Raw genomic sequence first — 23,723 nt, 5'->3', positions numbered from 1 at the left:
ACCAGATCGACTCAGATATGTTATTGCTGACTTAAAAAGACAGAAAAAATACATAAGGAAATAACGGAAATTGACTAACACGTGGCACTAAAAATTTTTGCAGGCTTAGCAGAGATTGTATCCGTGGGGCTTGATTTGAGGCCAAAAAAAGGAAACAGGATGCTGAAGCAAAACACAACTTGCCATTGATTCCTAATCAACCATGTCAATTTGCATAACCTTAACAAGGTTATGCAAATGTTCCATATTTTCGAAGTAGTTATCTCTTATCCTTAAATTAAGGTTACTACCAGTAGTTTCACGTATCGTCGTTGCTAAAATATTCTTGAAGCATGTCACTAAAAAGTCAGCTTCTTGGCACAGAGCTGTCAAAGTAACACCAAGGGCATCATGAGTGCTGAAACTCTCACCCCAGATAAATTAACCGTTCTGCCGGAGCTAACGTCGGGTTTGAATGCTAATGGAGCGGAAACGTACGCTAAGATCGTTACTATATGATTATAATTCTATAAATCCCTAGCATGGTCGGTAATATTTATGTAGTTTTATTACCGGGTTTATTAACTCTGGAAGTGACGAAAAACGCTTGGCTACAGGGATCAACGAAAGAGAAAACAAAATGCTCCTTCTCTTTACTCATCTGAATTGCTCAAAAAAATACGCTCAGCGTACGATCTCGTGCGGTTGGGCTTTAAACCCCCAACTTTTGCTTTGCCACGGAAACTAAACTAAAACTGCAGCACTATTCATTAACATATGTAATGTTATAGGTAATAACAAACCATTAGTTTTCCTTCTTGCGGAAACCAATATTAATGATATGAAAAAAAGAATAACAATTGAGTTTATATCAGTATATTGTGTATGGAGTAGTGAAAATGTTATTGATGTAACACATGATGCAAAATATGGATTTTTAATCCATATTTGTAATGCGCTAAATAAGCCACCCCTAAAAGATATTTCCTCATACAATGGCACCATGAAAATCAAAGTTAATTGTGTTAACCAGTAAACATATCTAGGGAAAAGTTGAGGTTGATTACTCATTCCGATTAATTTATCTTGACCTAGTAGAAAAGGATAACCTAACTGAATGCACAGTATCGCTATGGAGTACACTATTAATTGTGAAAAACTAAAATTTCCAAGGCCAAATCCTGGTAACTTTTTAAATCGGTAAAAATAAAGTGGCACAATTATCATAAACTCTAATATAAAAAGGAATGGATAGAATAACCCATGACTAATCAATAGATTTCTATTAGGATAAAATAGAGGAATGCCTGTTATGATAAGCATCAATGCAAACAATGAAAAGCAATGTAGTGCCATTTTTTTCTGTTTCTTATTGCCAATCATTTTTTCTCTTAAAAATTGGGTGATTACTTATCTTGTCAAAAATAAAATTCACAAACTCTTTAATAATTCTTGTAAAGTTTAAGACATATAAGCAATAGGTTTCGTAATCCCCAAAATGTTAACAAGCTTATAATCGCATCTATGACGTGAGTTCCATAAGAATAAACTAATAAAGAAGAGTTATTAACAATAAAAATCGAGATTACAAAACCCAATATACTTAGGAATGCATTTTCTTTTTTACTTATCACTATTTACCATCCATTAACATGCCCCTTAATTATAGGGGCAATTTTTTTACCAGTGGCATTGCCCGTTTACACTATTGCTATTACTGTCTCCACCGAAGGCACCACCTTGACTGCCATTACCACCAGCGCAAGATACACCTGTCATTAAACCGGCACTTGTAGCACCTACAATAACCCCTGGTGGCCCACCCGATATGCCAACAACTGCTCCAATAATGATATTCATTCCAACTTGATTTGCACAGGTATTTGGCGCACCACCACGGCTTGAGCCGCCACGGTTATTGGTGCGACTAGATGTATCATTTCCACTTCCACTGCCTGATACTTGGTCTAACATGCTAGGATCAATCAGCTTCATAACAACTCCTTTGTTTTGTGAGACCCCATTATTAAAGAAATGTAAATTTATTTTTGTGATCAGAATCACTTTTTAATTAAAATTAAATTTTATATTGTTATAAGCATACCTATTATTTTGAATGATAGTTATGGATGCTTTTTATCATAACTTTAAAAATATTATTTAAGCAACTCATCTTTTTCTTGGGGTTTCCTTCAATATCACCTAAAACGTCTAGGAATGGGTAGCAACTAATTTATACTTCAGCAAGTTATACCGGAAACTATAAATACTTTTCCAGAAGCGTTATTCATCATACAGATCATTATTATCCAGATATATTACCCTGTCTGCCGACGCTATCGTCGTTTCTCGGTGAGCAATGATAATCCTTGTGATGTCTAGTGCTTTGATCGCGAGATTCACCATCGCCTCACTTTCCTTGTCCAGGGCGCTGGTAGCCTCATCTAAGAACAAGACTGCAGGTTTCTTGTAAATCGCCCGGGCTAGAAACAGTCGTTGTTTTTGCCCCCCTGATAACCCTTCTCCTAATTCACCGATCAGGGTTTCGTACCCCATGGGCATTTGCTTGATGACCTCATGCAGGTAGCTGGCTCGGGCGCAATCCTGCATCCAGGCTTCATCCACTTCATCAGCAAAGCCGCAGATATTCTCTCGGATGGAGCCGGAGAACAGCTTGTCATCCTGCATCACGCACGCGATCATTTTGTGGTAATTGTTGATACCCAACTGCTGAATATCGATTCCGTTCACCTCGACCCTGCCATTATCAGGATAAAACAGCCCACAAAGAACCTTCATCAGGGTGGTTTTGCCCGAACCGGACGGCCCAACAATAGCCACACTTTCACCAGGAGCGATAGTGATGTCCAGCCCGTTGAAAATGGGCGGAGACTGGCTGTCATAACGATAACTAAGCTCTCGCGTTGCAAGCGACATCGGCTGCAGGCGAGCCTCATAAGGGAGGTCAGGCTTACGGTTTTCCTGCGGATGCAGGGCAATATCGGCAATCCGCTCGTTGTGCAGGCTCATCATGCGCAATTGCAGTAAGAAATTGGTCAACGACCCAATTCTGTCGGAGAACTGTCCGCGAAAAACGCCAAACGCGACGAACATACCAATAGTCATTTGGTTATCGATCACGAGGCTGGTTCCCAACCATAAGATAACCACCTGATCACAGGCAGAGACAAAGGTGTTAATGCCGCCAAACAGCATGTCCATCTTAGTCACTCGGATTCCGGTATTGATGGTATCGATTTCCAGATTGAGCCAGTGGGCGCTCCGTCTTTCTGCTATCCCCTGCATTTTGACAGTCGCGATGCCGTAAAGGGTTTCCATGAAATATGAGCCGGCTCGGGCACTTCTGACTAAAGACTCCTCTGACAGTTGTCTGTAATAACCGTAGGTCAGCAGGCGAAGTAGCACATACAGGGCAGTGAAGGCTATAACTATCCAGGTTAATCCTCCCCCGTATAAAATCATCATCACAAGTACGCCGACCACCATGATAATGTCCATAATGGCGCCGACAATACTGGCCGTGAAGGTGCTGCGTAATGCATCCAATGAGCCAAATCGAGATTGAATATCCCCCAGTTTACGACGTTCAAAGTAGCCCAGGGGAAGTCTTAACAGATGGTTGAACAGCCCGGATTGCCACTGTACGTTAATGAGGGTAGCCATGACCAAGGAAGACCAGGCCCGCACCATGCTGACTGCTGACCGCAGTAGAATAAAAAACAGCAGCCCCGCGCAGATCAAGGTCAGCAGTCCGCGATCGCCAGCAGGGATCGCATGATCCATCACCAGTTGTGTACCCACCGGCATCACAAGGTTGATGGTTTCTATCACCAGTGACAGACAAAAAATCTTACCTAGCGTGGCTTTTAGCCCATGTACGCTGCCCATAAGCGTGCTAAGACTAAGCCGGTTTTGCACGGTGTCTGCTTTGAAAGCGGCTCCTGGCCAGGCCTCCATTGCCACGCCTGTGAAACTGTGCGACAACTCGGCCATCGTAATCGCTCTGCGGCCTCTTGCCGGGTCATGTATCACCACGTAATTACGCCTGACGTTTACCAGAACAACAAAATGGTTAAACTCCCAGTGCAGTATGCACGGCATTTTTAGTGCGCTAAGATCGTCGATATCCAGTGACAGAGGACGTGAGGATAAGCCAAGCTGTTCTGCTATGCCGGTTAATCCTGATAATGTGGTGCCCCGCGCGGAGAGGTTAAACTGCCGACGCAGAGCAATCAGGTCGATGTTTTTACCATAGTGGCCACAGATCATCGCCAGGCAAGCGAGGCCACACTCAGAAGACTCCGTTTGATGAACCAGCGGGACGCGTTGCCGAAGCCGGATGTCGAGTTTTCCGAGTAGTTTTTTGACCGAGAGCCTACTCATTGACCGGTCCCGACGCGCTGTTTTTCATGTCGTAGAACGGTGATAACATCCACTGATATATTTTCCTTTTTTCCAAAAATAGCGTGCTCTCGGCTTTCATGCCGTTTTCCAGGCTAAGGCGTTTACCATTATACCTAATGGCCTGCTTCTCGGGTCTGACGATAACTTTGTAGTAAGGGATTGTAGAAGTCAGTGCGGCTTTAGGCGCCCCCTGATAGGTCAGCATTTCCTGAGGGGACGCCGGTGCCTTGGAAATCACTGACACCGTGCCGGAAAACTGCCCAAATTTCTGCGAAGGGAAGGCTTCATAGCGAATGTTGACCCGGTCCCCTGGGGAAATATAGGGAATAGCATCATTGGGTACCCAAACTACCAGAGAGTAGTGATCAATGCTGGGCGGTATCACCTGCAGCAAGCTGTCGCCGACGTTGACCATTTGTCCTACGGTGACGCTAAGGGAGTCGACACGGCCGTCAACCAGAGCACGGACAATGATGTTGCCTCCGGCATCAATATTCACCAGCTCTTTTTGCAGTTCGTAGCGCTGCAGTTCCATCTGATAAATTTGGTTATCAAACTCTGAGGCTTGTGTGTGGATTTGACTTTCCAGCGCGGTGATCTGTAGGGCGTTTTGCTCGTTTTGGGCTGAAAGACCCAACAGATTATTCTGCTGTTGATAATAAAGTGCCACTTGATTAGTTAGCTGATCCTTATTAATAAGCCCCTTCGTCTGATAACTCCGGTAATTTTCCATATTATCTTTCATAATACGAAGCCCTTCCTCAGCGCGCCTGAGTATGTCTGTGGAACGCTGGAGAGCAGCGGTATATTGTGATTTCTGTTTCTCCAACATCCCGACCGTGTCTTTTTTACTGCTTTCCAGCCGGCTGATAATTTGTGCAATGCGCTCCAGCTGGTCCTCGATATCCCGGCGTTGATTATCGCTGACAACGCCGCTGCGTGTGCTTTTGCTCACATCAATCTGATATATAGGCGTGCCTCTTTTGATAACCTGTCCCTCAGTCACAAATTCTTTGACGATCACCCCCTGAACCCCAGAATAAACGTTAGCCACGCGCGGATATGTACTAATCTCTCCGGTGACATTGACTCTGCGGGTGTAGTTTACAGTGATAATAAAGGTCAGGAAGGCTGTAATAAAGATGAGGCATAAGGAGGCGGTAACCCAAAGGGGAATTCCGGGCAGGAGAAGCGCTCTACCACGCCATTTCATTTTCTGATTATCGATCGCTTCCTGGCGAAACACGGTCTGTACGTCCTTATCGAGTGGGTAAGTGATGCATCACCTTCATTATTACATAACTTTACGTTGCTACAACAAATGTTATTTTAAAAGCCCATTTAACGTCTCATACTGAAATTTACTTATGCAGGAGCATGTAAATCCTCAATGCTTGCCATTCTGGCCAGACATTTTATCTCTTTCAACCTCTGCGAACTTGGTCGCAAATGAGATCCAATCTTGGGTCATCACGTAGAATCGGGCTATATCCAGTCCAGAATGGTATCACTGTTATGTTTGATGTCCTTTGCCACCGAACATACGTCGGGTTAGGATAAACTCAGTGAATTAATATTCTAATACATTTCAGAAGCTTATAAAAAAATTAAACCTTGTCATATTGTTTACGCGCAAATCGACAAATACAAAAGAAAATGGCTTTTGACAAAATTTTAAAAAACCGAAACGAAATGTAACTAAATATTTATAAACTGACAAAAAGCTTACTTTTGGCGTATAACTACTTTGGACATTTTGATGACGAGGTTTACGAAAAGAGAAAGCTATCACAGTACAGACGTGTTTTTGCTTTGTATTTCATTCTTTATATGGAATGGATATGTGTATTCGTAAAAAGCTAAAAAAGGGTTATAGACTTTCTCCTGTTGCAAGTGTCCGCATCACTGCTAAAGATTTTTTTGGTGGAGACCAAATCTATAGTAGAAAACAATCTAATCATAACGAGGGTAAAAAATGATAAAAGAACTTTCTCAATCTGAATTAGCTTTAGTCGCAGGCGGAAATGCTAACTCTAATTACGAAGGCGGCAGTAGTCGAAACAACCAACGCAATCAATCTTCTTGGAGCCATATGGCTCAAAATGCGCCTGCTCATATTTACGGTGGTCCTGGAACGGTTGAGTGCGCAAATGGGGTTTTTGGTGCTCTGGCAAAAGGTTTTCCTAACGCAGGGAAAATGGCGGTGGGTGTGGCTAAAAATGCAAGTAAATGCCTGTCCGATAATGGCGGTCGCGGCGGCGCTTTTGGCGGCGACTCCAATGCTAACAGTGTTAATGGTCAATGCCATTGGTAAAGACTGGTGAATAGTCTTTATTAAGCTAATTTACCCTAAAGTGATTATCACTTTAGGGTAATTAAGAGCATTTTGCTCAAAAACTGTGAAAAGGCTTACTGCAACGTTAAACTCAAAAAGTTCATGTATGAGTGTAAAATGACAGGATAAAGAAGCCCGCCAGTGCGTATACTTATGTAATAAAGCAACAATCCAGAAATAAAAATATTCAACTGTTGATAGATTTCGTAAGAGTTGAAATGAAATGCACAGAAAACAAACGTAGTTACTAAACAACTCACCAGCCTGTTGTTATTGGATTTCAAATTAATAACACCCAATATAAATCCTCTAAAAAAAACCTCCTCATATAATGGGGCAATAAAGACTAGCACGATGAAGAGGGGGATAGTAACAGGGGTGCTATCATACCCAGACCGCTCGCTGTGGATATGAATTAACTCTGAGGCTACAAAGCAAAATAACAGTAAAATTAAAAGTGTAATGACATTGCTTTGGGAGGCCGAAAAACTAAAGTTAATGCCGTTTATTTTTTTTGAAAAATTTTTATAAATGTACGTGGAAAGAGATAGTTGACAAATCAGCATAAATATTATTGCGTCGTCAAACCCAACTTGAAAATAACTCGTTAGAATATAAGGAGAGATGGTAAACAATAGGTAAAAAAATATTATAACCAATGGTTTTTTTTTAATTTTTGGTATTTCTGAGGCGTCGCCTATCATTTTTCAGCCCTAAAAAACTGCATTGTCAGCATTACTGATTCAGACAGGTTGAATGATTTAAATCATCGTTAATTAATCTATAAAAGCCATTTTAAAATGGCTTTTATAGGGAAATACGGAGTCAAACGCTATCTTTATGATGTGAATTGGTTTTTTCTGCGATCCACGATCCAGCTTTGAGCATAAAACATACCAGAAGCAAGCTGCCGACAAGACTTAAGAGAGGATGAGCCGTATACTGGCTTCCTAAAGGATTAAGTGGGGAGTAGTGTATGACTAACAAAGACAATATCAAACCTGCTAACACAAACATAAACTTTTTCATGATCCTCACCTTTTCAATTTTAAAATTAATATAACAAGCATGTTTTATGGTCATTTTAGTACGAAGGCGCTTGTAATGGTTACGCTAAATACCGAGCCATTTTAAAATTCCTAACTAGCATCAGATAGTAGCTCATACCATTTTAAGTTTCAAAAAAGCCTCACATTATGAGAAATTATAACCTCATAAGGCTTCAAAATCCAGTAAGGCGTTGGTTAAAATATTATAATATCTCCCTCTCAATCATGAAGTTAACAGATCCCCATAGCCATATTGTATGGGTTGCAATTCTTTCCTAAACAGCCTTCCCTGCGCAAAAGAATATGAATGCGCGGGCAACCATAGCGGATCCGTGTCTCCGCAATTTCTCTATATCCGGTGAGTCAGGGCCCTGTCATCACGACAACTGCGATAGAGGTATACCGTGCGACTCTGCATCATTAAACGGCAACCACGACGCAGCCCGATACGATAGGCGTCCAGCAGGTAAGTCACCGCTTCACGCTTCTGAATGGGCCTCAGAACTTTTTTCGAATGACATCCTGGAGCATTTCCTTATCCAGACTGAGGTCCGCCACCAGACGCTTAAGCCGTTGTTTTTCGTCCTCAAGCTGCCGTAAACGGCGCAGTTCTGTTACGCCCATACCGCCAAATTTTTTCTTCCAGTTATAAAAAGTGGCTTAAGAAATACCCATCTTTCTGCACACTTCTTCCACCCGAGTGCCTGTTTCGGCCTGTTTAAGGGCGAATGCTATCTGCTCTTCGGTATAACGGGTCTTTTTCATGGTTGATATGCCTCTCAGTGAGATGAAAGAAAGACCGGATACTTTAGTTTAGGCTGGCACTGTTTTCAGGGAGGAGATCACTTTAGTACTTAACTAATTGATTCAGCCTGGAGCGCTTTTCTTTATTCATATGTTATCCACTTTTCCACAGGTTAGATCCAATAATAAGATCCTATATAGATCATCTAATAGATCAAAAGAGATCCCCACTCCTCTGTAAGCCACGTTCTACAAGGGCTTAATAGGCATTGCTAACCACTATGAGAAGTAAATTAACCGCTATACTGAGCATAATAACCACTATGAAAGGTAAATTAACTTCGCTGGTGAGGAAGTTAAAACCACTACAGTGAGTAAATCTGCAATCGAGCTGTGGACAGTGTTCTTAGAAATGACTTTGATAAGTCGCTGAAACCTAGAAATAATCCTCAAGGTGATTGATGTGGTCAAAATAATGCTCACAGTTTAATCACAGAGTGGGTTCTCGGTTGTTATCACTGCGTGGATCTTTATCGATAAACTTAAAGCTCTGTTTTTAAAGTTATCCTATGCTTCGATCCAATAATAAGATCCTTATAGAACCTATAAGACCCAAAGAGATCCCCGATCCTCTGCAGGCCTTGCGGTATCTGGGTAAAATGAAGATAGTTAACCGCTGTAGTCAGTAAAACAACCACTGTGAAAAGCAAACTAACCACTATGACCTGTGGTAAAACCGCTATAGTGAGTGTTAGTATCCACTGTATTGTGTATTACGAGTCTCTTATCCACATTCCTTGTGAGAGCTGATAATGTCTGAAAATGAGCCTAAAAACATAGAGATAGCAAAGGCTTTCTCTGAAACCGATAAGCGAACGGGTGAACTTGTTACTCTGGTTCCTAACAGCAATAACACTGTTCAGCCAGTAGCATTGATGCGGTTGGGCTTATTTGTACCCACTTTGAAGTCTACTGCCCGCGGCCGTAAGGGTCAGATGAACTCAATGGATGTCACTTCTGAGCTGAAGCAGCTTTCGATCGTGAAGTCTGAAGGATATGAGAACATTAAGATCACCGGTGCACGGCTTGATATGGACAACGATTTCAAGACCTGGGTTGGGATCATCCATGCTTTTGCCAAGCATAAGGTCCTGGGAGACTCTGTATACCTGCCTTTTGTTGAGTTCGCTAAATTATGTGGCATTCCCTCAGCACGCTCCTCAGCGAAGCTCAGGGCGCGTCTGGAAGCCTCTCTTGAGCGTATCGCAACTAACACCTTGTCTTTTTCGAATAAAGAGGGGGACTATTACGTTACCCACCTCGTTCAGTCAGCAAAATACAGCCCGAAGAAGGATGCCGTAGAACTGCAGGCAGATCCGAAGATTTTTGAACTGTATCAGTTTGATAAAAAAGTTCTTCTCCAGCTTCGTGCGATCAATGAACTCTCTCGCAAAGAGTCTGCTCAGGCCCTCTATACTTTCATCGAAAGTCTTCCGACAGATCCCGCTCCGATTTCCATGTCTCGCCTGCGCGCTCGTCTTAATCTGACATCCCGAGCCATCACACAGAACGCAACTGTTCGTAAGGCGATGGAACAACTTAAGGCTATCGGCTATCTCGATTATACGGAGGTTAAACGTGGTAAAGCTGTATACTTCTGTATCCACTACAGGCGGCCAAAATTGAGGCCGGCTCAGATCCCTACTGGTATTAGTGACGATGTGTACGATGTCCTGGACGAGGAACATATCATTGATGTCCCCGCTGAGAAGGATAGCGATTCGACAGAGCCGCGTGAGATGGTCATGCTGACCAAAGAAGAGCTTGAGTTACTTGAACAACTTCGCCAGTCCAAGAAATAGTTTCAACCCCCTCATATTCCCTGTGGCCTCAAGTCTGCTGGAAGTTTTTAGCAGGGTTTTTTCCTTTAACCACTGTGGTATGCAAGCCAACCACTGTAGTGAGCAGACCATCCACTGCAAACAGCAAGCCGGGCATTATAAAATTCAGCTAACCACTATTATCAGTAATATCTACTCCCTGTAGTGGTTATTTACTTGTTTCGACCTTACCCCCCTAGTAGTCACTAACCCGCAACCCTATATAGCCTCTGAGTCAGTGGTTGCTAACTTATTACGTTCTCTCGCTATTTGCTCTCTATAGTGGTTATTACTCATCATAGTGGCTGTTACTGATTACAGTGGTTTTCTACACACTCTAGTGGATATCACTCGCTGTAGTGGTTTCTACTTACCATAGTGGATATATGTGCCGACTCAAAGAGAATGCTCTCTATAGTGGATGTATCGAATATCTAATTTATTTAGGTAAAAGATTGTTGTAGAGGGATTTGAGACACTGTCACTTCTGCTTTGATACTCGTGAAACACTCCTTATAAGATCCCTTAGGCACTGTGCGCTGACACTTATCCTCAAAACGGTTTATCCACTATTTTGGGCGCTTAGTCGTGCCGCTATTTGAAATCCTCTCAGCATGTGTACCGTCTATACTTATCATTCTAACTGAGGGCTCTTTATGTATGTTTGGACGATTTACCCAGTATGAACCGCGTTCTCACTATATCGATGTGCTTTCCCCTGACAGAGAATTCGCAGGCGGCATCGATGACATTCCGATTGGCCGTTATAACGTCGCTCCCGGGAAGCGCGTGCTCATACTCAATCAATGAGATGATAAAATTTTTCTCGATCGTGTCCACAACAAGCATCGAACCTTCGTAAATGCCCGCATCAACCATACTCATCCCTGTGGCCATCACAAAGTAAGTGGCAGCTGGATGATTTATACAAAGCTCGTTTAAGTCAATGCCCTTCTCAATATAATCCTGAGCCGGCGAGGGAAATCCAGCCTGAACTTTATCTTGAAAGAAAGGGGTCAGCAGCTTCAAAGGCTCAGGTGCTGGGTAAAAGACATTCATGATTGATACTCACTAAATACTGTTTATGCATGGGTTTTCCCCGCTCATGGTGGGTTCACGGATATGTTTTGATCGACCCTGTCTTTTTCAGTTAAGTTATTAGTCCAACTTTCGCTGGAGAAGAACAATGATCGTAAGGACATGGCATGGATGTGTACCGCTTGAACACGCTGAGGGTTTCGATGCACATCTTGATTTAACTGGTGTGAGACATTCTCAGGGGATCGAGGGTAACAAAGGTGCTTTTGTAAAAAGAGTTACTCAAGGAAGCTGGGAACATTTTTTCCTTGCAACATATTGGGAAGATATTGAGGCGGTTAAAGCTTTCGCGGGTAACGACTACCATGTGGCTGTCACCTATCTCGACGATGATAAATTTCGCTTATTGTCTGATCCATATGTTTTCCAGCATGAAGTAGAAGTTATTCATCCACTTTGAGTAAATTAATAAGCAGCCTAGTTTTGGTTGCTTATTCCGATCGTTCAATACCTCATATTTAACTTTCCATAGTGGTACAGCACGCCCAGTTTGAACCGTTCTTTATTCCTGAAGCCTCTTGATTTGACCCTGAGTAGCCGTATTTTACTGTTCAGAGACTCCGCATTGCCGTTCGATACCCGGTTTTTCATTGCATTCAGGATGCCGTAAAGGCGCTTTGCCACCATGCGGGCAACGCTGGCCATGAGCGGAATCCCGGTATCTTTGGCCATAGTCATCCATTCTTGCCACAGTTTACGACTATGGTCGTCATAGCGGCGATGCCACAGATCGCGTGCAAGCTCCTTCATTACCCAACACTGGCTCGCTTGGGGTAACACCAGCCGGGCAACTTCTAACCTCTCAGCCCTACGCCCGTGGCGATTTTGTTTGCTGTAAAACCACAGATAGCGAGAGGGTGGGCACCTTTTCGGTCTGACGATGTGATTTATTTCGTCTCAGCCTAGCGGGTTTTATCAATGACGGCGCACAGCATTTTTGCCACATGAAAGTGATCGAAGGCGATTTTATCCACGGCATTGGGGAGATGGATGCAGGCTGCACTGATGTAGGCCATGTTCATGTCCATCGACAGCGTTTTTATCTCATCAAGCTGGTGATATCTAAGGCTGCGAAGATAACTGGCAAGGCTCTCTACACCGCGATCATCTGTCAGGTTCAAGGCCCGCCCCTGCCGGTCAGAGATAACAGTGACGTACTGGTGTCCTTTCTTGAAGCCGACTTCATCCACGGTGCTAACTTTCAGCCATGCGAGAACAAAGGCTTCGAACAGCAAAGTGTAGCGACTACCTGGTCCTGCCTAGGGAACCGGCAGAGTTTGGCAACCGTGATCAGAGCAGTCAACGCGGGGTACATCCGCCTCAACCAGGGTGGTGAACTGACAGGTATCGAGATGACGCCATTTACGACGTCGGTGATCATGTATGGAGCAGGATTTACCGCAGGTTGGACAGGTCAATTGTGTGTGCCCAGCAATGCCGACAATGACCGTCACTGAACCAGATTGTTCATCAAGAAAAAGGGATTGTATCTGCCACGGTGCGGACAGGTTAAGGATATGGGCATAGAGGGATTTTTCGTCCATGAAAGCGCTCCAAGTTGATTAGCTACTTAGAAGATTTACACATTCTTCTGGCACCCAACCAGACTCTCCTGTGTGTTTGAGCGCCCAGTACCAGCTGTTCAGAGACTTGATGACAGTAATTTTCTCGTTGCAGCTGACTGATAATTCATGCGCGGTGTAATTTCCAAGACACATAACTTCATTGGAGCTGAGGGGGGAAAATATTTGTTGGGGAGCCCATCCGGCTTTTCCTGAGGGGAGTGTTATCCATACCCATCCAGGATACTCAAGGTCACAATGGCTGATAACGGCAGTATCATTCTTCGTTATCGAAATGGGGTCAGGAAAAGCAGAAGTGTAATTTCTGATGACAACAGCAGCATTTTTCAAGTGGCATCTCCCATTGTTTGGTGAACAACCAAAATCCTACAACACCACCACAACAGGGGAAGACCCTTACGCATACAGTATAATCATGGGTTCTTTAGCTTGTGAAGGGCTTATGCTTAGAAAAGTCTTAGGCTCCTGATCAGCAAGGAAACAAAAATTCCCCCCCCTACTCCTCCAGTTCCCAACGTTTCCTATGCCTTACTTTAAATATGTCTGGAATATGACGGAGCGTTTTCTTACTGATGGAGTCATGGGGGATTAAATAGAAGCGGTATTTCTTACGCATGCATACGGAGGGTTCTTGTTGATGAAATGTAGAACTTGATGCTGGGAAGCATTCTCTGCCGGCAATGTTCTGGTTAGAATCCCGCGGTTCGACTTAATTTACTTTAAGCCCACAGTATGTGGTCAATGCTAGAAATAACAATTTAATTTTAGTTAACTGCATGTTTATTAAGGTATAAAATTTACCAGATCGTGAAGTTACGCTGTAACTATTATTGATAGAAATAGTATATTATAAGGGTAAGTATTACTTCATACATAATAATTACTCGATAATACTTCACATATATATTTTATGAGTTATCATTTAGGAAATGCTACTTTCGATATCACAGGTGACAAATGATCACGATTATTGGATGCAATAAAGGCGGTGCTGCCAAAACAACAACGGCCATCAATCTGGCGGTTGGTCTGGCTCTACGTGGAGAGGACGTTTGTCTCGTCGATGCTGATGTTCAGCGTTCCGCTTCCAGATGGTATGCAGAGCGCGAAGCCTCAGGTATCACTCCATCCATTACCCTGATTGAAAAACGAGACAACATTTCCCAAACGCTGAGAAGCCTGGATGAAAAGTTTGCTCATGTCATCGTGGACGTCGCGGGACGCAACAGCCGGGAGTTGATCACGGGGGGTACCGTTGCCCATCAGATTATCGCGCCCCACCAGTGTTCACAGTTAGATCTGGATACTATGGTTGAACTGCAGCAGCAGCTGGAAAGTATGCGCGATTTGAATCCTGAGCTTAAGGCCTACTGCTATCAAAGTATGGCAACGACTAACCCGCTGTTGCAGGGTAACGAACGACATGAGTTTCTGGAGTATGTGCGTGAGTTTGGAGGGCTCATTCCTTTGACCTCCACAGCATGTTACCGGAAGGTTTACCGTGATGTTATGTCAGAAGGTAAATCTGTACTCGAGACATCTAACGAAAAAGCCAAGGCAGAAGTTCTGGCATTGCTGAATGAGGTATTTTAATGGCCTTAAAAAAACCCCCATTTTCAAATCGCCGAGTCGTAACAGAAGCTGAAGCTGACGCTCTGGCTAACAGACTGGCCGACCGCCCTTATGGTGACGAAAAAGTTGTTGCTGAACCTGCTCAGGAAATTCTGACAAGGACAACTATCTCTTTACCTCAGAACACGCTGCGAGAGATTGAAGATCTTGCCCTGCATAATAAGCGTAATGGTATTAGCCCGAAAAGCGTAAGTGCAATCATTCGTGATGCCCTGGATACTTACCTTAAAAAAGTTTGATACCAAGCAGCATTGGTAAACAAGCGGCTACCAATGCTGTTTTGAATAATCTCATACATTTCCTTAGCCACCGTGTTCCTTACTGCCTTCTCTCCTTTCCAACGTCTCCCATTGAGCTCAACGTTCCAAGAACACTCTCAATCCAGGGTCTCCGGTTAATTACTCAGTGGGTTTAATCATTATTAGATGATAAGTATTAAGTAGTAAGTCACACTTAACACTGCCCTACTATGGCTTGGGTTATTTGTGAAATACTAAGTATGAAATGTGAAATGTGATTTTTGTGGGTTTTAAGCTCAGGCATAACAAACTATGTGACTGAATAAGTGATATTTCATACTTCATACATCATAAATGACAAATTCTATCGATTACTGCATCTCTCAAAAACGTTGAAGGCATGCCAGTCTTTGTATGATTTACTCAGAGCGTATGTCACAACGCATAAGTGTGAAGTATTAGTTATTACTTGAATAAACTTTTATTGTTTTTACGCTATGCACTATTCGTATCTATGCAATGTGAATTATTACATCATACTTCCTAACTCCTAACTCCTAACTCCTAACTCCTAACTCCTAACTCCTAACTCCTAACTCCTAACTCCTAACTCCTAACCCGTAGAATTCAGGTGTAAATCCTGCATTGAAAAGATAAGGTGGCTGTAGGATAGACAATTAAATTAGAGGATAAGTTGGGCGGGATTGTAATGGTCAACTAAAACCGGACACGGATATAGGCACATTGTTGTAATCGGCGTTCATATTCATTCGGCGATATATTGCCCAGCCGGTAATGCCGACGCTACAGATTATAAAAACTGTCGTTATAATCGATAACGTCCGCAATGCCCTGACTTCGGGTTTCATAGCGACGGTAGTTAACTCTCTCTGCTTTCAGGCTGCGGAAGAACCTCTCCGTAACGGCATTATCCAGACAGTTACCCTTGCGGCTCATACTGCCCGTCACACCAAGTTCCTGTTGGCAGGACTGGAACTGGGCGCTGGTATACTGAGCACCTTGATCGCTATGGAATACGACTGGGCCTGTTGGCCGTCGTTTATTAACCGCCAGTCATAATGCCCGGATAGTCAGGGCGCTATCCGGTTTGTCCGAGAAGGCCCAACTCACTATTTTTCTTGAACATAATTCCATGACAATAGCCAGATATAACCAGCCCTGAGCGGTACGAAGATAGGTGATATCACCTGACCACCAGGTATTTAATGTCTCTGGATTAAACTGTCGATTCAACAGATTAGCCGCCACTACAGCCGGTTTACCACCACGTGGATAGCGATGACGTCCGGGACGCTTCGCAACCAGCATCAGGGCTTCATTATCTGACGGACACGGTATCGGCCAACGTTAAAACCCTGTTCATGCAGCTCAATACACATGCGCCGACTGCCATACGTCGCATCCATTTCAGCATGAACATGCTTAGCCGCAGCATGAAGGATCAGAACATTTGCTCTGAGGGCTGGCCGCCGGCTCCGAGCGTAAAATACGCTGCGCGTGAGCGACAGGGATCGACATACTTGCTGGATGTTTGCCCGGCCTTCTTCAGTTTCACCGCGACTTTTTGTCGTTGTTCATTTCCATGGCGAAGAAGGCTGAAGCCTTTTTTAACAGGTCATTGTCGCTTTGCAACTGACGTACCTGCTTTTCAAGTTCCTGTATTCGTCGTTGTTCAGACGTGATCGCGGTGGCGATGGGAGTATCTACCCTCACTTCTCCGCGATATTGGCGTAACCAGCGTTGTAATGTTGAAAGGCCTATATTCATCGTTTCAGCAGCCTGGGTCACCGGGTACTTATGCTGCAGAACCAAATTGACACATTCCTGCTTGAACTCATGGGTAAACGTTTTTCTTCGCATTCTCACCTCGTTAGCGTTGCTCATTATATCTCTAACAAAGTGTCCGAAATGATTAGACCATTACAGTCAGTGCCATTCAGGACAATTCAACGATCGGCGTATCGATGGTGACACAGGCCACACTCACTGCACTGCGTATGGCCAACAGCGACACCAGCGCCTTTGTGGCTGATCAACTGATACAGCGACGACATGACCGCGAGTTTGCCGCCACGGTTGTCAACGATGAGTCAAAAGTGGACTATGTGCTGGACATGATAAGTTCGTCCATCGAGCGTCTCGGGGGACGGGTGGTCAATGAGCTGTCGGCGTACCGCCAGGTGAATCGGGTTTGGTTGGTAGGTGGCGGGGCGTCGCTGATTGAGGCTGCCGTACGCCGTGCCTGAAAACTGGCCCTCGACCGTATTGTGGTGGTCAATGCCCCCCAAACGGCGTTGGTTCGCGAACTTGTTTTACTTTAATTCCAAGGAGCGCTATCCGTGACCGACAAACGTAAGAGACTGACTGTCTATTTGCATCCAGAAGATGATAGTCAGGATGCCAGGGCGATGGATATTATCGAGTCAGTACCTCTGCGAACACGAGGTGAATTCTTCCGGGCGGCGATCGTGGGCGGAAGCGCGTTATACCAGCTGGATAAGCGTCTGCCTTATCTGTTGTCCATGCTGTTCGATGGCCAGCTGACCGCCGACCAGCTGGTGGGTATTATTCAGCAAACGACGGGATGGCAGCCCACGACGGCCAGCATTCAGGACGTCATTGCCGCCTGCGCTGGCCAGGTATGTGCCCCCTTTGTGCTCCCGGAACCTACCGGCAGTACGGAAGGGGAAGGGCAGGCCCGAACTAATTTCAAACGCATGCTGAAAAAAGACTGAAGCCCTCCGGCGTGCCGGATGATTTGTGGAGAGAACCATGTCATTAATGCTGTTATGCAAAGGGATCATCGGACTGGAGACGCTGACGGGCAGGGCGCGCAAAAGCGCGGCGGAGTGGTGTTTTCTCATCAGTTGCCTGTTTATCGTGCCGCTGCTGATATTTGACGGATTCAGTGTGCCCGTGAAGATACTCCTGCAGCTGTGCTGGGCCATTGTGGTGGTACGCGCGGCGTTTCTGGCCTCTGAAACCTGGAAGAAAAACCGTAAGTAAAACCGATCATCGTTTTCCGCCGGCCTGGGTGCCGGTTTTTTTTATGGCTACATCAGGCCGGGAGTGTGCGGTTTTCACATCAGCTGCAGACGATATGACGCTTCCTCGTCGCGGCTGTTCGTTCCTCGCAGTGCTGCGGTACGCCTCAGCCGAGTCTGCGGCGAGCGTTGCGGGTTTTTACAAGGTGGACTTTTTTTCCGCTTTTCGACATTCTCAAGACTACGGCCCGAACTTGCTGGACGGCATCAGGACCCGGACGCATGATAAGGGGGCGTTTAACCCCGCTGAAGGCATGAAATGGTCATTAATCCCCGCTTTCCTAAAGAGCTGATTTTCTTCTCGGACGTCAAAGATGCCGTCGCTGACGCGGCGACCCGTATTTTTCTGACAGGTAACGAAATCTGTCACGATACCCTGGTGGAATGCCTGGCCGACCATCTGACTTTTGCGAAAATCATTGAAGACAACTATACGGCCGGCGTGATGCAGCATGCGATTGACCTGCTTGAAGAGAATCGTGGGCACCTCTTAACCGCCCGCGACGAACAGAATGTTATCCTCATTCATCGTCTGATCCCACGGGCCAGCCTGGCCGGTGTCTGTCCTGCTGCCATTCATTTCGGGTACCGCCCCGGTCGTCGCAGGCTACCGCCTCATTTCAAACCGCATTCGGTTATCCACAGATTCACTGAGTAACTTCGGTATTCGCGGGGGATAAGTCGGTGTACCTTTCTGCGCCGGTCCTGTGCCTGGCGGCTTTCACCCAAGGATGTCGCGTTGCTCCACATCCATAGCACCTGACGGTGCCGCCCTGATTTGCTCACTTCCGTGCTATCCCTCCACGTCCTTAACGTTAGCGCCGACCCCGTGCCCGCACTGTAGCCGGGCCGCTGCGCCTGCAAGTGTTCACTCCGTCGTCTCCTCACCCGTTCGCACCCGTCACGGTGCATTCAGCCTGCGCTGCGGCTTCCGGGGACGCACCTGCCTGCTCCGCTTTGCGCCCGTCTGTCGTGGGGGCACGGCGCCGGCCGGTCCCGGCATTCTATGTGGAGTCACGCTATGTCCCGATTTATCCAGGGTGATTGTGAGCAGGTTATGTCTGGTTTTCCGTCGAATGCGGTGGATTTTATTTTGACGGACCCGCCGTATCTCGTCGGCTTTACCGACCGGACGGGGCGAACTATTGCCAATGACAAGCAGGGGGACTGGCTGCTGCCGGTCAGCAAAGAGATGTTCCGGGTGCTCAAACCCAACAGCCTGGCAGTCAGTTTCTACGCCTGGAATCGGGTGGACTTGTTTATGCAGGCATGGAAAGCGGCGGGGTTCCGCGTGGTTGGCCACGTCGTGTTTACCAAAACCTACGCATCAAAATCGGCGTTCGTAGGCTACCGCCACGAAAGTGCTTACATTTTGGCGAAAGGGCATCCGCCGTTGCCTGAAAAGCCGTTACCGGACGTCATGCCCTGGCAGTACACCGGCAACCGCCACCACCCAACGGAAAAACCGGTGTCCGTGCTGCGGCCGTTGATCGAGTCGTTTACACAGCCTGGTTCAATTGTTTTGGACCCTTTCGCCGGCAGCGGATCCACCTGCGTTGCGGCGGAGCAGGCAGGGCGTCGCTGGATTGGCATTGAGCTGATGGAACAATACCACGCGACCGGATTACGCCGCCTGACAGAGCTGCGCAATGCGCGCGCGGCGTGACATTAAATACGACAAAAGGAAATACAAGATGAACTATCAGGGTAATGAAGCGCTGCGGGCCGACGTTGCGCAGTTGGCGAACACCATGTTTGAGCTTCGTGAGCGGCTGCGTGCGCTGGAATCAACCTGGTTTTGGAACAGTGAGGAATTATCACAACGTCTGGCCGGACAGATTATCAGCCAAATGAACACAAGATTCCTCGATATATACCAGCAGGTAAACGAACTGGACCACGCATTTCGGGATTAGAACTGGGATAACAAGGCTGCAAGAGCCTTGTTGTTTCCAGGCGTGGAGACGTCCGGGGCGTTAAACCCCCGAACGTTTCCCGGAAATGCCACGCGGCATTTCCCGGCCAAGCCGGGGCTGCAAAGGAGACGGGCAAGGTCAGGTAGCTAAAATGTGAAAGCACCAAAGCCGTGCCTTCACGGTAGACCGGCCGCTCCAGCTGCAAGCAACTGTCTTGTGCGTGGCGACGAGACCGAAATTAGTGATGGATACAAACTATGACAGTCCGCTATGAGCGAGAAGCGGACATCCGTATTTTTTTGTTCTTCATTACAAAAACACCCCAGTGATAGCTACCCATATCACGGCTCTTCAGTCCGAAATAATGACTTGAATGCTTTTGCATTCACGTTCGTAAGCGTTGAAGCGCGTAAATGCGGATTAGCTAAAAGGAATCTAGTAACCAGATTAAATCCTACGGTATATCCAAGCCATCTTGGCAAGTTACTGGTTCCATAAAACCATGCATTGTGGTCGTAATCGGTGCGATCCCAATCTTTTCGCGTCCGTAGGATATGCGATTGGACTTCTACTTCATTAAGGGACTCCCATGGTTCAGGCTCTCCACCGAATAGCTCAAGGGTAAAATGTCCCGCCAGCCCCTCAGATACAATAGCTTCCCCCAGAGTAAAGCCGTACCCCGGCCCGGCCCATCTTGCTGCATGATGAAGTTCATGAGCAAACATGCGCTCTAGGGAATTATTATGATTAGAACAAAATGAAAGGTTTTTAGGATCAACCGTTATATACACTATACCTGGTTCAGGGCTATATCCGAGATGCCCTTTCTCAGGAATAACCTGCGTCCCAGCTTTAACGATAATATCCAGAGAGGGAAGATTCATCAGCATGCTTGCTTTTGCATATGTTTCTGTCAGACAGGTATTAAGCCATTCACTGCGAGCTGTCAGTTTATCCTGCGCATTTAAGATATGAAGTTTCATGTAAGACATGATGTGATTGCCCCTTAAAATCCTGACTGTTCTTAGTATTGCTTCACCCCGTTAGATAGGTCCAGCAGTAAGCACGTCCTGACCCTTATAATGGCCCATGTCGGCTATAAATGGATCATATACGGGGTCAGGGTCAGAAGCCGGTTATTCCTGATTATGAATGGAGCACATATGGGGAGCGGGTTAGTGGGATGGGTTGGCAAACCGGTCAGCGCATTCACCAACGAAGCATCTGAGCTGCTAGTCTAAGATATTTCATGTAAAAGCCCAGCGCTCGCCCACTGTAAAACCAAACATTCAATCACCGTCGTACTGTGCTCTTGCTACCCGGAAATAGCCGGCGGATGTGATAATCCAGGACCATAAAGGTAACATCCGCAGAAGCATTTCTTTTCCCATATCTGTAATCGCATAAACCACCCGGGGCAATTTTTCCTCGTAATCATAGCGCGATATAAGCCCGTCCCGCTCCAGATGGCGCAGTGTTCGCGTCAGCATTCTTTGAGTGACATCCGTAAGGTAGCGGCGTACCTCTCCATAGCGAAGAGGTCCGTTGGTACCGAGAATATGCAGCACGCCCAGCGACCAGCGATTACCTGCATGCGCCAGGATCTCACGTTTTAGGCCCTCATCATCGTTGCTTAATTCCTCACAGAATTCCTTTGAAAATTGCAACAGCGCTTCCCGTTCAGACTTCATATCACCTCCAGTATCATGTGTGTGCCTAATTGAACCAGGCCATGTCAGGTGTCAGGATGACGTTTTAATACAACAGGAAGCAAGAATGAATTCCGAAAAAAAACCGATACATACTGTTCTTGTACTCGGAGCAGGAGAGCTTGGTATTCAGGTATTGAGAGCGATGAGTAATAAAGCGCATGAACATACCCATGTAAAAATTAGCGTGTTACTCAGAAGTGAAGCCGCTCATGCCGTTTCTGGTTCACGCAGGGCACGGCTGGATGAACTGATGAAGCTTGGAATCGCTGTGGTCGAGGGCGATCTGCAGGAAAACAGTATTGATGAGCTGAGTGAGCTATTTGGTTCTTTCGACGCCGTCATCAACTGCAGTGGTTTTGTCGGCGGGCCGGGAACGCAGATAAAGATTACGCAGGCGGTATTGAAAGCGGCTGTAGCCCGCTACTTCCCATGGCAGTTTGGCGTTGATTATGACGTTGTCGGTAAAGGCAGCGGGCAACAAGTCTGGGATGAACAGCTTGAAGTTCGCCACCTTCTACGCCAGCAGAACGCGACAGGGTGGGTCATTGTATCTACAGGTATTTTTACCAGCTATCTGTTCGAGCCCGGCTTTGGTGTGATTGACGCACAAAGTAAAACTGTCTGTGCTCTGGGAGACTGGCAACATGCGGTAACGCTGACCACACCTGAAGATATCGGCCAGTTGACTGCAGACATTTTCTTCCATCAGCCCACTTTACGAAACGAGATTGTCTATATTGCAGGTGATACCCTGACTTATAGTGAACTTGCTGATTTAATGCGTGCCTACTGGGGCACTGAAGTAAACAGAACATTACTGGACGGGAAAAAGCTTCAGGATGATGTCCAGCACAATCCTCAAGATGTCGGGGCAAATTACCGACTTGCTTTCGCGCGGCCTGACGGAGTGGCCTGGAATAAGAGCAATACTTACAATCAACGTCAGGGAATTGCAACTACAACGGCCAGTCAATGGCTTGCAAAACAGCATGGCATGTAGCACTTCGGTACTGTTAAAAGCACAACCTTAAGCGGTGCATACCAAAATCAGATGCCGACGTTGTTAATATATTGCTCTTTGTTTTCAGCGCAAAAAACATCTGGCAGTTTTGCTGACAAGGCGATTAGCCCACATATCCAAAAAAGGCCAGAACTTAAAGTGTTAGCCCTAACATACTTAGGGCGTGCCTTTGCCTTGGTTCAACGTTTCAATGTCTGCTTTTGGCACTTAGCGGACTTTTCAGCAGCTAAGAAATCATGATTATTGCTGTTCTGCCTACCCGGAGTATGGTTTGTAGGGGGTATTAACTCCCCGAGAAATAGAGCTAATACTTGTCGCTTCGTCAATTTAAGAAATTACAGTAACTTGCTGTTATCCATTCAGTATTTAAGGACGATCCACTGTTTAACATCTGCTTACCTTCGCAATATCGGACGCCGATTTACACGCTAATAAATGAATGTAAACGTGGAAAAATCATCAAATTGGAGTTTTTTCTACAGTAACTTTAGTTACGTTCAGGATCGGGTTGAACGGCTTTGTGAGACGCTGCGTTGTGTGCCTCTGTGTCGTGCTTTTCACTCGCTGCAATGGCTTCATCCTGAATTCTTTTTGTAGTTTCATCCTGTTGTTTGAGCTGTCTCTGGATCTGTTCGCGGTATTCGCGGGCTGATTTCTCACTATCCTCACGCCACTGGCGTTCAGATTGCAGCAATTGTTCGTGTTGTTGGCGATTTTTTTCTGCGAATTGATCTTGCAGTTGCTGCCTGCCTTGCTGGTTAGCCATCAGGGTGAAACTGAGAGGTAATACAGAGATGATGGTGATACGTATCCAATCAAAAAAAACCTTAGCCATGATTAGCTTCCTTTCCATAGTTGTTAAGAGTTTTTGATATCGATTAGTAAAGCTACAAAAACAGGTAGTTGATTGAAACGAGAAGTATCTTATAAGTTTAAAAAGGAAAAGGCATTTTCGCTGAATGTGGATGTCCCAAAATGATGTTACACATTGAAGTGCATTAAGATAATTCCTAAAAATAGAGTCTTGGGAAATCCTCAAGTATGA

The 23,723-nt window shown here is 45.6% G+C and carries 25 protein-coding genes and 3 pseudogenes; 13 read left to right on the top strand and 15 right to left on the bottom strand.

Annotated features, from left to right (window positions below; all coding sequences use genetic code 11):
- Nucleotides 1–723: 723 nt before the first annotated feature.
- The 4 genes from ACO0U8_RS23195 to ACO0U8_RS23180 all read right to left on the bottom strand — a co-directional run bounded on the left by ACO0U8_RS23195 (nt 724) and on the right by ACO0U8_RS23180 (nt 5,650).
- Entirely contained in the window at nt 724–1,050 is a 327-nt protein-coding gene (locus ACO0U8_RS23195; RefSeq protein ID WP_421671729.1) for a CPBP family intramembrane glutamic endopeptidase, read from the bottom strand.
- A gap of 609 nt (nt 1,051–1,659) precedes the next feature.
- Nucleotides 1,660–1,974: a hypothetical protein gene (locus tag ACO0U8_RS23190; RefSeq protein WP_238485007.1), complete on the bottom strand. Its 315-nt coding sequence runs from the start codon at nt 1,972–1,974 to the stop codon at nt 1,660–1,662.
- A gap of 288 nt (nt 1,975–2,262) precedes the next feature.
- Nucleotides 2,263–4,383 (bottom strand): peptidase domain-containing ABC transporter, encoded by a 2,121-nt coding sequence (locus tag ACO0U8_RS23185; RefSeq protein ID WP_217202617.1) that lies wholly within the window; start codon nt 4,381–4,383, stop codon nt 2,263–2,265.
- Complete coding sequence (locus ACO0U8_RS23180; protein ID WP_421671694.1) at nt 4,376–5,650, bottom strand: HlyD family secretion protein; 1,275 nt, start codon at nt 5,648–5,650, stop codon at nt 4,376–4,378. The genes ACO0U8_RS23185 and ACO0U8_RS23180 overlap by 8 nt, the downstream gene beginning before the upstream one ends.
- A gap of 595 nt (nt 5,651–6,245) precedes the next feature.
- On the opposite strand from ACO0U8_RS23180, the gene ACO0U8_RS23175 reads away from it, so the two are divergent.
- Both ACO0U8_RS23175 and ACO0U8_RS23170 read left to right on the top strand, forming a co-directional pair.
- Nucleotides 6,246–6,383: a hypothetical protein gene (locus tag ACO0U8_RS23175; RefSeq protein ID WP_217202615.1), complete on the top strand. Its 138-nt coding sequence runs from the start codon at nt 6,246–6,248 to the stop codon at nt 6,381–6,383.
- Nucleotides 6,380–6,718: a hypothetical protein gene (locus ACO0U8_RS23170; protein ID WP_217202614.1), complete on the top strand. Its 339-nt coding sequence runs from the start codon at nt 6,380–6,382 to the stop codon at nt 6,716–6,718. The genes ACO0U8_RS23175 and ACO0U8_RS23170 overlap by 4 nt, the downstream gene beginning before the upstream one ends.
- A gap of 95 nt (nt 6,719–6,813) precedes the next feature.
- Here ACO0U8_RS23170 and ACO0U8_RS23165 read toward each other — a convergent pair whose 3' ends face one another.
- Nucleotides 6,814–7,305, bottom strand: coding sequence for a CPBP family intramembrane glutamic endopeptidase (locus tag ACO0U8_RS23165; protein WP_238485013.1), 492 nt, complete (start codon nt 7,303–7,305; stop codon nt 6,814–6,816).
- Nucleotides 7,306–8,064: 759 nt separating this feature from the next.
- Nucleotides 8,065–8,553, bottom strand: a pseudogene (locus tag ACO0U8_RS23160) (transposase); the annotation flags it as partial.
- 791 nt (nt 8,554–9,344) lie between these two features.
- Between ACO0U8_RS23160 and ACO0U8_RS23155 the strand changes: the two are divergent.
- Nucleotides 9,345–10,394, top strand: coding sequence for a RepB family plasmid replication initiator protein (locus ACO0U8_RS23155; protein WP_413536317.1), 1,050 nt, complete (start codon nt 9,345–9,347; stop codon nt 10,392–10,394).
- A gap of 672 nt (nt 10,395–11,066) precedes the next feature.
- On the opposite strand, the gene ACO0U8_RS23150 is transcribed toward ACO0U8_RS23155, so the two are convergent.
- Nucleotides 11,067–11,471 carry a S24 family peptidase gene (locus ACO0U8_RS23150; RefSeq protein ID WP_421671693.1) on the bottom strand — a complete coding sequence of 135 codons (405 nt, stop codon included), beginning with the start codon at nt 11,469–11,471 and terminating at the stop codon, nt 11,067–11,069.
- A 127-nt stretch (nt 11,472–11,598) separates the two neighbouring features.
- On the opposite strand from ACO0U8_RS23150, the gene ACO0U8_RS23145 reads away from it, so the two are divergent.
- Nucleotides 11,599–11,910 carry a hypothetical protein gene (locus tag ACO0U8_RS23145; protein ID WP_413536319.1) on the top strand — a complete coding sequence of 104 codons (312 nt, stop codon included), beginning with the start codon at nt 11,599–11,601 and terminating at the stop codon, nt 11,908–11,910.
- A 44-nt stretch (nt 11,911–11,954) separates the two neighbouring features.
- Here ACO0U8_RS23145 and ACO0U8_RS23140 read toward each other — a convergent pair.
- Together ACO0U8_RS23140 and ACO0U8_RS23135 are read right to left on the bottom strand one after the other, a co-directional pair.
- Nucleotides 11,955–13,054 (bottom strand): annotated as a pseudogene (locus ACO0U8_RS23140) (ISL3 family transposase).
- Nucleotides 13,055–13,072: 18 nt separating this feature from the next.
- Nucleotides 13,073–13,423 carry an SH3 domain-containing protein gene (locus ACO0U8_RS23135; protein ID WP_413536320.1) on the bottom strand — a complete coding sequence of 117 codons (351 nt, stop codon included), beginning with the start codon at nt 13,421–13,423 and terminating at the stop codon, nt 13,073–13,075.
- A gap of 627 nt (nt 13,424–14,050) precedes the next feature.
- On the opposite strand from ACO0U8_RS23135, the gene ACO0U8_RS23130 reads away from it, so the two are divergent.
- Both ACO0U8_RS23130 and ACO0U8_RS23125 read left to right on the top strand, forming a co-directional pair.
- On the top strand, nt 14,051–14,686 hold the full coding sequence (locus ACO0U8_RS23130; RefSeq protein ID WP_421671692.1) for an AAA family ATPase: 636 nt from the start codon (nt 14,051–14,053) through the stop codon (nt 14,684–14,686).
- The gene (locus tag ACO0U8_RS23125) at nt 14,686–14,964 is read left to right on the top strand and encodes a ribbon-helix-helix domain-containing protein (RefSeq protein ID WP_120509974.1); all 279 of its coding nucleotides are present in this window, start codon (nt 14,686–14,688) and stop codon (nt 14,962–14,964) included. The genes ACO0U8_RS23130 and ACO0U8_RS23125 overlap by 1 nt, the downstream gene beginning before the upstream one ends.
- A gap of 804 nt (nt 14,965–15,768) precedes the next feature.
- Here the strand turns inward: ACO0U8_RS23125 and ACO0U8_RS23120 are convergent.
- From ACO0U8_RS23120 to ACO0U8_RS23110, 3 genes and pseudogenes are all read right to left on the bottom strand, one after another.
- A pseudogene (locus ACO0U8_RS23120) lies at nt 15,769–16,293 on the bottom strand (IS3 family transposase).
- On the bottom strand, nt 16,293–16,427 hold the full coding sequence (locus ACO0U8_RS23115; protein WP_421671728.1) for an IS3 family transposase: 135 nt from the start codon (nt 16,425–16,427) through the stop codon (nt 16,293–16,295). The pseudogene ACO0U8_RS23120 and the gene ACO0U8_RS23115 overlap by 1 nt, the downstream one beginning before the upstream one ends.
- 109 nt (nt 16,428–16,536) lie before the next feature.
- Entirely contained in the window at nt 16,537–16,869 is a 333-nt protein-coding gene (locus ACO0U8_RS23110) for a transposase (RefSeq protein ID WP_413536322.1), read from the bottom strand.
- 35 nt (nt 16,870–16,904) lie between these two features.
- Between ACO0U8_RS23110 and ACO0U8_RS23105 the strand changes: the two genes are divergently transcribed.
- The 6 genes from ACO0U8_RS23105 (at nt 16,905) to ACO0U8_RS23080 (ending at nt 19,945) form a co-directional block, all read left to right on the top strand.
- Nucleotides 16,905–17,231 carry a hypothetical protein gene (locus ACO0U8_RS23105; RefSeq protein ID WP_421671727.1) on the top strand — a complete coding sequence of 109 codons (327 nt, stop codon included), beginning with the start codon at nt 16,905–16,907 and terminating at the stop codon, nt 17,229–17,231.
- A 93-nt stretch (nt 17,232–17,324) separates the two neighbouring features.
- Nucleotides 17,325–17,720, top strand: coding sequence for a plasmid partitioning/stability family protein (locus tag ACO0U8_RS23100; RefSeq protein ID WP_413536323.1), 396 nt, complete (start codon nt 17,325–17,327; stop codon nt 17,718–17,720).
- A gap of 37 nt (nt 17,721–17,757) precedes the next feature.
- Nucleotides 17,758–17,991 carry a hypothetical protein gene (locus ACO0U8_RS23095; RefSeq protein ID WP_241917304.1) on the top strand — a complete coding sequence of 78 codons (234 nt, stop codon included), beginning with the start codon at nt 17,758–17,760 and terminating at the stop codon, nt 17,989–17,991.
- A 297-nt stretch (nt 17,992–18,288) separates the two neighbouring features.
- A complete protein-coding gene (locus ACO0U8_RS23090; protein WP_421671691.1) occupies nt 18,289–18,687 on the top strand; it encodes a hypothetical protein in 399 nt (132 codons plus the stop codon).
- 363 nt (nt 18,688–19,050) lie between these two features.
- The gene (locus ACO0U8_RS23085) at nt 19,051–19,695 is read left to right on the top strand and encodes a DNA methyltransferase (RefSeq protein ID WP_413536324.1); all 645 of its coding nucleotides are present in this window, start codon (nt 19,051–19,053) and stop codon (nt 19,693–19,695) included.
- 28 nt (nt 19,696–19,723) lie between these two features.
- The gene (locus ACO0U8_RS23080; protein ID WP_413536325.1) at nt 19,724–19,945 is read left to right on the top strand and encodes a hypothetical protein; all 222 of its coding nucleotides are present in this window, start codon (nt 19,724–19,726) and stop codon (nt 19,943–19,945) included.
- A gap of 341 nt (nt 19,946–20,286) precedes the next feature.
- On the opposite strand, the gene ACO0U8_RS23075 is transcribed toward ACO0U8_RS23080, so the two are convergent.
- Both ACO0U8_RS23075 and ACO0U8_RS23070 read right to left on the bottom strand, forming a co-directional pair.
- A complete protein-coding gene (locus ACO0U8_RS23075; RefSeq protein WP_200644115.1) occupies nt 20,287–20,937 on the bottom strand; it encodes a DUF2268 domain-containing putative Zn-dependent protease in 651 nt (216 codons plus the stop codon).
- Nucleotides 20,938–21,234: 297 nt separating this feature from the next.
- Nucleotides 21,235–21,636: a winged helix-turn-helix transcriptional regulator gene (locus tag ACO0U8_RS23070; protein WP_200644116.1), complete on the bottom strand. Its 402-nt coding sequence runs from the start codon at nt 21,634–21,636 to the stop codon at nt 21,235–21,237.
- Between the two features lie 85 nt (nt 21,637–21,721).
- On the opposite strand from ACO0U8_RS23070, the gene ACO0U8_RS23065 reads away from it, so the two are divergent.
- A complete protein-coding gene (locus ACO0U8_RS23065) occupies nt 21,722–22,657 on the top strand; it encodes an aromatic alcohol reductase (RefSeq protein WP_200644117.1) in 936 nt (311 codons plus the stop codon).
- A gap of 508 nt (nt 22,658–23,165) precedes the next feature.
- On the opposite strand, the gene ACO0U8_RS23060 is transcribed toward ACO0U8_RS23065, so the two are convergent.
- The gene (locus tag ACO0U8_RS23060; RefSeq protein ID WP_421589681.1) at nt 23,166–23,513 is read right to left on the bottom strand and encodes a hypothetical protein; all 348 of its coding nucleotides are present in this window, start codon (nt 23,511–23,513) and stop codon (nt 23,166–23,168) included.
- Nucleotides 23,514–23,723: the final 210 nt, after the last annotated feature.

The sequence above is a fragment of the Rahnella sp. EDr1-12 genome, assembly GCF_049206505.1.
GTDB classification, from domain to species: domain Bacteria; phylum Pseudomonadota; class Gammaproteobacteria; order Enterobacterales; family Enterobacteriaceae; genus Rahnella; species Rahnella rivi.
The sequence above is the reverse complement of the archived record's forward strand: the minus strand, read 5'-3'. Positions and strand labels throughout refer to the sequence as shown.

Bases quoted from the DNA above. Each gene is read 5' to 3' on its own strand.
- ACO0U8_RS23195 (WP_421671729.1), bottom strand. From the start codon at position 1,050: ATGAGTAATCAACCTCAACTTTTCCCTAGATATGTTTACTGGTTAACA.
- ACO0U8_RS23190 (WP_238485007.1), bottom strand. From the start codon at position 1,974: ATGAAGCTGATTGATCCTAGCATGTTAGACCAAGTATCAGGCAGTGGA.
- ACO0U8_RS23185 (WP_217202617.1), bottom strand. From the start codon at position 4,383: ATGAGTAGGCTCTCGGTCAAAAAACTACTCGGAAAACTCGACATCCGG.
- ACO0U8_RS23175 (WP_217202615.1), top strand. From the start codon at position 6,246: ATGTGTATTCGTAAAAAGCTAAAAAAGGGTTATAGACTTTCTCCTGTT.
- ACO0U8_RS23170 (WP_217202614.1), top strand. From the start codon at position 6,380: ATGATAAAAGAACTTTCTCAATCTGAATTAGCTTTAGTCGCAGGCGGA.
- ACO0U8_RS23165 (WP_238485013.1), bottom strand. From the start codon at position 7,305: ATGCTGATTTGTCAACTATCTCTTTCCACGTACATTTATAAAAATTTT.
- ACO0U8_RS23155 (WP_413536317.1), top strand. From the start codon at position 9,345: ATGTCTGAAAATGAGCCTAAAAACATAGAGATAGCAAAGGCTTTCTCT.
- ACO0U8_RS23150 (WP_421671693.1), bottom strand. From the start codon at position 11,471: ATGAATGTCTTTTACCCAGCACCTGAGCCTTTGAAGCTGCTGACCCCT.
- ACO0U8_RS23145 (WP_413536319.1), top strand. From the start codon at position 11,599: ATGATCGTAAGGACATGGCATGGATGTGTACCGCTTGAACACGCTGAG.
- ACO0U8_RS23130 (WP_421671692.1), top strand. From the start codon at position 14,051: ATGATCACGATTATTGGATGCAATAAAGGCGGTGCTGCCAAAACAACA.
- ACO0U8_RS23125 (WP_120509974.1), top strand. From the start codon at position 14,686: ATGGCCTTAAAAAAACCCCCATTTTCAAATCGCCGAGTCGTAACAGAA.
- ACO0U8_RS23110 (WP_413536322.1), bottom strand. From the start codon at position 16,869: ATGAGCAACGCTAACGAGGTGAGAATGCGAAGAAAAACGTTTACCCAT.
- ACO0U8_RS23095 (WP_241917304.1), top strand. From the start codon at position 17,758: ATGTCATTAATGCTGTTATGCAAAGGGATCATCGGACTGGAGACGCTG.
- ACO0U8_RS23090 (WP_421671691.1), top strand. From the start codon at position 18,289: ATGGTCATTAATCCCCGCTTTCCTAAAGAGCTGATTTTCTTCTCGGAC.
- ACO0U8_RS23085 (WP_413536324.1), top strand. From the start codon at position 19,051: ATGTCCCGATTTATCCAGGGTGATTGTGAGCAGGTTATGTCTGGTTTT.
- ACO0U8_RS23080 (WP_413536325.1), top strand. From the start codon at position 19,724: ATGAACTATCAGGGTAATGAAGCGCTGCGGGCCGACGTTGCGCAGTTG.
- ACO0U8_RS23075 (WP_200644115.1), bottom strand. From the start codon at position 20,937: ATGTCTTACATGAAACTTCATATCTTAAATGCGCAGGATAAACTGACA.
- ACO0U8_RS23070 (WP_200644116.1), bottom strand. From the start codon at position 21,636: ATGAAGTCTGAACGGGAAGCGCTGTTGCAATTTTCAAAGGAATTCTGT.
- ACO0U8_RS23065 (WP_200644117.1), top strand. From the start codon at position 21,722: ATGAATTCCGAAAAAAAACCGATACATACTGTTCTTGTACTCGGAGCA.
- ACO0U8_RS23060 (WP_421589681.1), bottom strand. From the start codon at position 23,513: ATGGCTAAGGTTTTTTTTGATTGGATACGTATCACCATCATCTCTGTA.